The sequence below is a fragment of the Nitrospira sp. genome, assembly GCA_016873435.1.
GTDB lineage: Bacteria > Nitrospirota > Nitrospiria > Nitrospirales > Nitrospiraceae > VGXF01.
The window spans coordinates 20465-27500 of sequence record VGXF01000005.1; the positions used below are offsets into that span (position 1 = coordinate 20465).

Below are 7036 nucleotides of genomic sequence, written 5' to 3' on the forward strand. Positions count from 1 at the left end.
AAGAGACGCCATGAAAAAGATCATTGTTCTCGGGTCCACCGGATCGATTGGAACCAGCACGCTCGACATCGTCGGAAAATTTCCTGGAGAATTTCAGGTGGTGGGGCTGACGGCCGCCACCAAAGACGTCCTGCTTGAAGACCAAATCAGAATATTCAAGCCAAAGAAAGTGGCGCTCTCGGATCCGGCGGCCGTTGCCCGCCTGCGCACCCGCTGCGCAGGCCTGCCTATCGAGATTCTTGAAGGCTCCACGGGTGTGGCGGACGTCGCATCCATGCCTGAGGGCGAACTGGTGATTTCCGCCATCGTCGGCGGCGCCGGCCTCGTGCCCACGCTGGCCGCCATCCGCACCGGCAAGCACGTGGCCCTCGCCAACAAGGAGCCGATGGTTATGGCCGGGCAATTGATGCAGGACGAGGCCAAGAAACATCGTGTCCGGATTTTTCCTGTGGACAGCGAGCATAGCGCGATTTTTCAATCTATGGAAGGCCACCGCCGCGAGGACATCCGCCGGCTGGTGCTCACCGCCTCCGGCGGGCCGCTCTGGAATATGCCCAAGGACCAGATGCAGCACGTGAAACCCGAACAGGCCCTCCAGCATCCAAACTGGAAAATGGGCGCCAAGATCACCATCGACTCTGCTACGATGATGAATAAGGGGCTGGAGGTCGTAGAGGCTCGCTGGCTCTTCGACATGCCGGCCGAACAGATCGAAGTTCTCGTGCACCGGGAGAGCGTGATCCACTCCATGGTCGAGTACAAGGACGGCTCGGTCATTGCGCAACTGGGCCTACCCGACATGCGCACGCCGATCTCCTATGCCATGAAATACCCGGCACGGGTGCCGCTGGAGCTGCCTCCGCTGGACCTGGCCAGTATCGGCAAGCTGACCTTCTTCCAGCCGGACCACGACCGCTTCCCCTGCCTGCAGCTTGGCTACGACGCGCTGAAGATCGGCGGCACTATGCCCGCCGTCCTCAACGCGGCTAACGAAATCGCGGTTGCCGCGTATCTCCAAAACGGTATCAGCTTTCTGGACATCGCAGCGATCATCCGCGGCACGATGGACGCCCACACTCTCCGGCAGGTCCACACGCTCGACGACGCCTTGGAGGCCGACCGCTGGGCCCGCGAGCAGGCGAGCGGCCGCGTCCACACGCTTGCCGGGAATGGGTAAAGCGCGCAGCGCGCACTTAGCAATGGGCACTAAAAAATCAAGAATTAGGCGTTGAACATTATGACTTTTAATTTACTTGCCTGGTCCCCGGACATGATGCTGGCCATCGCCCAGAAGGCTTTCTGGTTCTTTATCGTCCTTGGTGTCCTCATTGCCTTCCACGAATTTGGTCATTTCCTGATGGCTCGCTGGGTTGGTGTACGCGTCCTGAAATTCTCGCTTGGCTTCGGCCCGAAAGTGGTCGGCCGGCAGATCGGTGAAACGGAATACTTGATTTCTGCCATTCCCCTGGGCGGCTACGTCAAGCTATTCGGCGAGGAGGAAAGCGACGCCTCCACCCCTGAAGAGCAGCGCCGGTCGTTCGCGCACCAGAACCTCTGGAGCAAGGTGCTCATTGTCTTTGGGGGGCCAGGCTTCAACTTCCTGTTGGCCTATCTAATCTTCACCGGATGGCTGGCCATCGGCGCACCGCTGTTTGTCCCCACATTCAAGGACCTCACACCAGACATCGAAGCCGTGAAACCCGGCTCGCCGGCCGCTGCTGTCGGCATTGTTCCAGGTGACCGCGTCATGCGCGTAAACGAGACGGATATTTCAACTCGTGCCGAACTGTTCGACGCCGTAGCCAAGAGTAAAGGCAAGGCCCTGACCCTTGACGTCCGACGAGGCACTCAGATTAAAACCATTGTCGTGACGCCGGATAGCACGCCTGTTAACGAGAACGGCAAAGACGTCATCGTCTACTCGCTTGGCATCGAGGAAACCGCACCGCTGATCACTGCCGTCATGAACGGCTCGCCAGCCATGGCCGCTGGGTTGAAGGAAGGCGACCGCCTTGTCGCCATTGACGGGCAGACCATCCACACCTGGGCTCAGATGACCGGTCTGGTAAAAGAGAGCCCGAACAAGTCGCTCCGGTTCGACGTAAACCGCAACGGGCAGACCGTGACGCTCACGGTCACGCCGGCCTCAGAGAAGGCTCAGATCAATGGGCACACGGTCGAGATCGGGAAGATCGGTGTCTCTGGACCCGGCCGGTCGCTCATCCGCGCGTCCCACCCCCTACTGGCCGCTTGGTATGGGATCGAAGCCACGTGGGGCTGGACGGAGTTGACCACCGTCGGCATCTATAAAATGATCGCCGGCGAGATTTCCAGCAAGAATATCGGCGGACCGCTCACGATCGCGAGCATTTCCGGGGAGGCCGGTGCGCAGGGCATGTCCAGTGTGGTGTTTTTGATCGCCATTTTGAGCATCAATCTGGGCGTACTGAATCTCCTCCCGATCCCGATCCTGGACGGCGGACATCTGCTTTTCTTCTTCATCGAAGCCGTGATCCGCAAGCCACTGGGCGAACGCCAGCGCGAGATCGCCCAGCAGGTCGGGCTGGTCCTGCTGCTCGTCCTCATGGTCTTCGCCTTCTGGAACGACATCGAGCGGCTGATCGCCCGCTGAGCCGCATGCGCACGTCCCAGACGCTCATCCCCACGCTGCGCGAGGACCCCGGAGAAGCGGAAACCATCAGCCACCGCCTGATGCTCCGGGCCGGCATGATCCGCAAGGTAGCCGCCGGCATCTATACCTACCTACCGCTTGGCCTGCGCGTGCTGCGTAAGATCGAAACGATCGTCCGGGAGGAAATGAACCGCGCCGGCGCACAGGAAGTCCTGATGCCCATTGCCTCCCCGGCCGAGTTGTGGAAGGAAACCGGCCGCTGGGACTTTTACGGCAAGGAGCTGCTGCGCTTTAAGGACCGCCACGAGCGGGACTTTTGCCTTGGCCCCACGCATGAGGAGATTATTACGGATCTGATCCGCCGAGAAATTCGCTCCTACCGGCAGCTTCCGCTGAACTGCTATCAAATCCAGACGAAGTTCCGCGATGAAATCCGTCCGCGGTTCGGGCTGATGCGCGGGCGAGAATTCATCATGAAGGACGCCTACAGTTTCGACCGGGACGAGGCCGGTGCGCGACGCAGCTACCAAAAAATGTACGACGCCTACAGCCACATCTTCACCCGTTGCGGGCTGACCTTCCGGGCCGTAGAGGCCGATACGGGTCTGATCGGGGGCACGTCCTCGCACGAGTTCATGGTGTTGGCCGAGACCGGCGAAGAAACCATCGTCTACGCCGAGGGGGGTACCTACGCCGCTAACGTCGAGCGGGCGGAAGCGCTGCCGCCCTCAGACATTTCATCGGAAGCCATGCGTCCCAGACGCGAAGTCGCCACCCCGAATGTCCGCACCGTCGAAGAAGTGACCGCGTTGTTGCATATCAGCCCGCAACGCCTGGTCAAAACTCTTTATTACAAGACCGATAAAGGCAATCTATTGGTCCTGGTGCGGGGCGATCATACGGTCAACGAAATCAAGCTCAAAACGCTCCTTGACGCCAGCGTCGTGGAATTAGGCAATCCGGCGAGCATCGACTTACTGCCCGGTTTTTTGGGGCCAATTCCGCTCTACAAACACACGCGAGTCGTTGCGGACCACGCCGTGAAAGCTCTACGCAATTTTGTTGTCGGAGCAAACGCGCTGGACCAACATCTCGTGGACGTCAACCTCGACCGCGACTTCACGGTCGAGCAGTTCGCCGACCTGCGAAACGCCATGGCCGGCGATCCCTCGCCCAAGGGAGACGGAACTTTGCAGGTCGCTCGCGGGATTGAAGTCGGCCACGTCTTCATGTTGGGGACCAAATACAGCAAGGCCATGAAAGCAGTCTTCCTCGATCCGGACGGTAAGGAATGCCTGGCCGTCATGGGCTGCTACGGAATCGGCGTGAGCCGGATCGCCGCCGCCGCCATCGAACAACATCATGACGCCAAGGGTATCGTATGGCCGATTCCACTTGCTCCGTTCCATGTCGTCCTGCTGACATTGAGCCAGTCCGCCACCGTGACAGCCGCTGCTGAAACACTCTACGCCTCGCTCACGCAAGCCAACATTGAGGTCCTCTGGGATGATCGTGATGAGCGGGCTGGGGTCAAGTTCAACGATGCCGAGCTGATCGGTATACCCTTTCAGATCGTAATCGGCGAAAAGGGACTAGCCCAGGGCCAGGTCGAGTTCAAAGAGCGTAAGACCGGAACCATCATGAAGATGCCCCCCCAGGATGTTCTGACCTACGCAAAAACGTCCCTCAAACTCGCTTAAGATAACCACCCGTCTTGCCAAACAGTTCGTCAGCGGACAATAAAAACACACGCGCCTGCCGGCGTGAGCCGACAGGCGCGTGTGTATATCCCCAAAGCGTAGCTTAATGCGACGGCCGGGATGCTCCCTGCTGACCTTGCCACGCGCGCCGGTCCTGATGCGGCCGGTTTCCAGGTCTCCCATGGCCACCATGCTCATTCCGGCGATGCCCCGGCTGATGCGGCCGCTGCACGGAGACCGGCGCAGGGACCGGGCTGCCTTCCGCCAGCGGTACGGATTTGCCGAGCAACTTTTCGATCGCGCGCAGAGTCTCATGATCCTCTGCCGTCACAAAGCTGGTGGCCTTGCCCGTCGCGTGCATGCGCGCCGTGCGGCCGATCCGGTGGACATAGTCCTCCGGGCAATTTGGTAGATCGAAATTGACCACGTGGCCGATGTTCGCCACATCGATGCCGCGGGCAGCGATATCCGTTGCCACGAGGATGCGGAAGGTTCCACGCTTGAAGCCTTCCAGTGCGGCCCGGCGCTGGGACAGGCTGCGGTTGCCGTGGATGACTGCCACCTTGTGCCCCCCAGTGCCCAAAACGCGGCCGAGCTTGTCCGCCCGATGTTTCGTCCGCGTGAATACGAGGACAGAATTTTTGTCCTGCCCCAGCAGCGACACCAGCAAATTAACTTTACTGTCGTGTGTGGTGTGATGCACGGCCTGCGTGACGCCAGAGGCCGTTGTGGCCGGTCTAGCCACCATGACATGCACGGGATTTTTCACGCTGGCGCGGGCGAGCTGGTTCAGATCAGCTGGCATCGTGGCCGAGAAGAGCAGCGTCTGCCGCTCATCTGGCATGGCTTCGAGAATCTGGTTGATCTGCGGCGCGAACCCCATGTCGAGCATGCGATCGGCCTCATCCAGCACCAACATCTGCATCGGCAGGAGGGTCACTGTGCCATTCCACATGTGGTCCAGCAGCCGTCCCGGCGTGGCCACGAGGATGTCCGGATTCTGCCGGAGCCCCCGCACCTGTGCTTGCATGTCGGCTCCGCCGACGAGCGTGGTGGCATAAATCCGCGAGCTGCGGCCAAGCTGGTCAATCACGCCCTGGACCTGAATGGCCAGTTCGCGGGTCGGCACCAGTACGAGCGCGCGCGGCTTGCCTTTTGGGCCTGCCGCCAGCCGCTCAATCATGGGGACGACAAAGGCACCGGTTTTGCCGGTGCCGGTTTGCGCACAGCCCAGAACGTCACGTCCCTGAAGCGCATGCGGAATCGCCTGCTCCTGGATGGACGTGGGGTTGAGAAAACCTGCCTTGGTGAGGTCCCTCAAAAGGGTTTCAGATACACCAAGGGTCATGAAGGTAGACGTAGCCGTCTGCACAAAACTATCCTTTCAGTTTGATCGCATTAAACGGGATCAGAGAACCGAGGGGAGACGGGATCAGGAAGGAAACCGCTCGAACCTGGACCTAATCGCGATGCGATCGCGAAGTCCGTTATGATTGAGCGTCAGGGGCGCCGGACCAATACGCTACTAACGTGGGCATACTGTACCGCATGTCCGTTGATTCGTCAACTAATTTAGTACAACTGTTTTTCACGGCAACCCGCACCCTGGTAAAAACTAGCAATAGATTTACGTCTGCGGCTTAGATGCTTTTATCCTGCATGCGTCTGAGCAGTAATTGAGCGCTTGCCACTGGAGGGGCTCAAGACTTTCTTCCCGTTATATCTTTTTCGCGGGCGATGCAGATTTCACTAAGCAAAATACATCTATTCCCTCTCACGGCAGTAGTCATCTTAAGTCCTAGAGATCGTTCAAGTGATTGAGAAGGCGCTTTGCATGCTCCAGAATTGATTTTTGGTCTTTATCACTAATTTTCTTAAGATTTGCAGTCATTAATCGTGTCCGTGGACTAGCTTCAAACTGTCGGCGATGCTTGATTAAAAAATTCCAATACAAAGCTGTAATAGGACAAGCTTTATCTCCAAAGCGAACATCTGGCCTGTACTGGCACGAGTCGCAATAATTACTCATCCGCTTGATATAGGCCCCACTAGCAATATACGGCTTACTAGTAAAGCGTCCTCCATTTGCATATAACGCCATGCCAGCAGTATTGGGCAGCTCTACCCACTCAATCGCATCAACATAAATTGCCAAGTACCAAGCACAGACTTCTGCGGGCAAGATCTCGGCCAGTAGAGCAAAGTTGCCAGTGACCATGAGACGCTGAATATGATGTGCATAACCATACTTCAGAGTTTGACGAATCGCATCTTTCATGCAGGCCATCTGGGTTTCACCTGACCAATACCATTTTGGCAAGGCTCTCTGATGATCGTAATAATTCTCCTGAGCCATCTTTGGCATATCAAGGTAATACATACCTCTAACAAACTCTCGCCAACCTAAAATTTGGCGAATAAATCCTTCCACGGTTGAAAGATCTAAGGAGTATTTTTTCCATGCGCGTAAAACAGCACGAATCACTTCGCGAGGGTTAAGCAACTTTAGGTTTAATGAGCTCGAAAGTATGGAATGCCAACCAAATGGGGTATCAGTCCACATAGCATCCTGAAACACCCCGAAGTTTCTTAAACGGTGTTTCACAAAATAATCTAACGCTGCTAAAGCATGTGCCCGTGTAACTGGCCATTGAAAATGATCTAGGGATCCAGGATGAGTCGGATACGTGGTATGAACATACTC

At 57.4% G+C, this 7036-nt stretch carries 5 protein-coding genes (1 of these 5 only partly in view); 3 read left to right on the forward strand and 2 right to left on the reverse strand.

All coding sequences use genetic code 11. The features are described from left to right. Window positions 1-10: 10 nt before the first annotated feature. From FJ248_04500 to FJ248_04510, 3 genes are read left to right on the forward strand one after another with little or no spacing between them, the layout of a single operon-like run. Window positions 11-1177, forward strand: a complete 1167-nt coding sequence (locus FJ248_04500; GenBank protein ID MBM4120146.1) for a 1-deoxy-D-xylulose-5-phosphate reductoisomerase — start codon at window positions 11-13, stop codon at window positions 1175-1177. A gap of 60 nt (window positions 1178-1237) precedes the next feature. Further along, on the forward strand, window positions 1238-2632 hold the full coding sequence (gene rseP, locus FJ248_04505) for an RIP metalloprotease RseP (protein MBM4120147.1): 1395 nt from the start codon (window positions 1238-1240) through the stop codon (window positions 2630-2632). A gap of 5 nt (window positions 2633-2637) precedes the next feature. After that, on the forward strand, window positions 2638-4332 hold the full coding sequence (locus FJ248_04510; protein ID MBM4120148.1) for a proline--tRNA ligase: 1695 nt from the start codon (window positions 2638-2640) through the stop codon (window positions 4330-4332). 103 nt (window positions 4333-4435) lie between these two features. Here FJ248_04510 and FJ248_04515 read toward each other — a convergent pair whose 3' ends face one another. Then, a complete protein-coding gene (locus tag FJ248_04515; protein MBM4120149.1) occupies window positions 4436-5680 on the reverse strand; it encodes a DEAD/DEAH box helicase in 1245 nt (414 codons plus the stop codon). Between the two features lie 450 nt (window positions 5681-6130). Then, window positions 6131-7036, reverse strand: partial view of a cryptochrome/photolyase family protein gene (locus tag FJ248_04520; protein MBM4120150.1) — the 3' portion only. Its footprint extends 630 nt past the window's final position; the window shows 906 of its 1536 coding nt (coding positions 631-1536); its start codon lies beyond the right edge, outside the window; the stop codon is at window positions 6131-6133.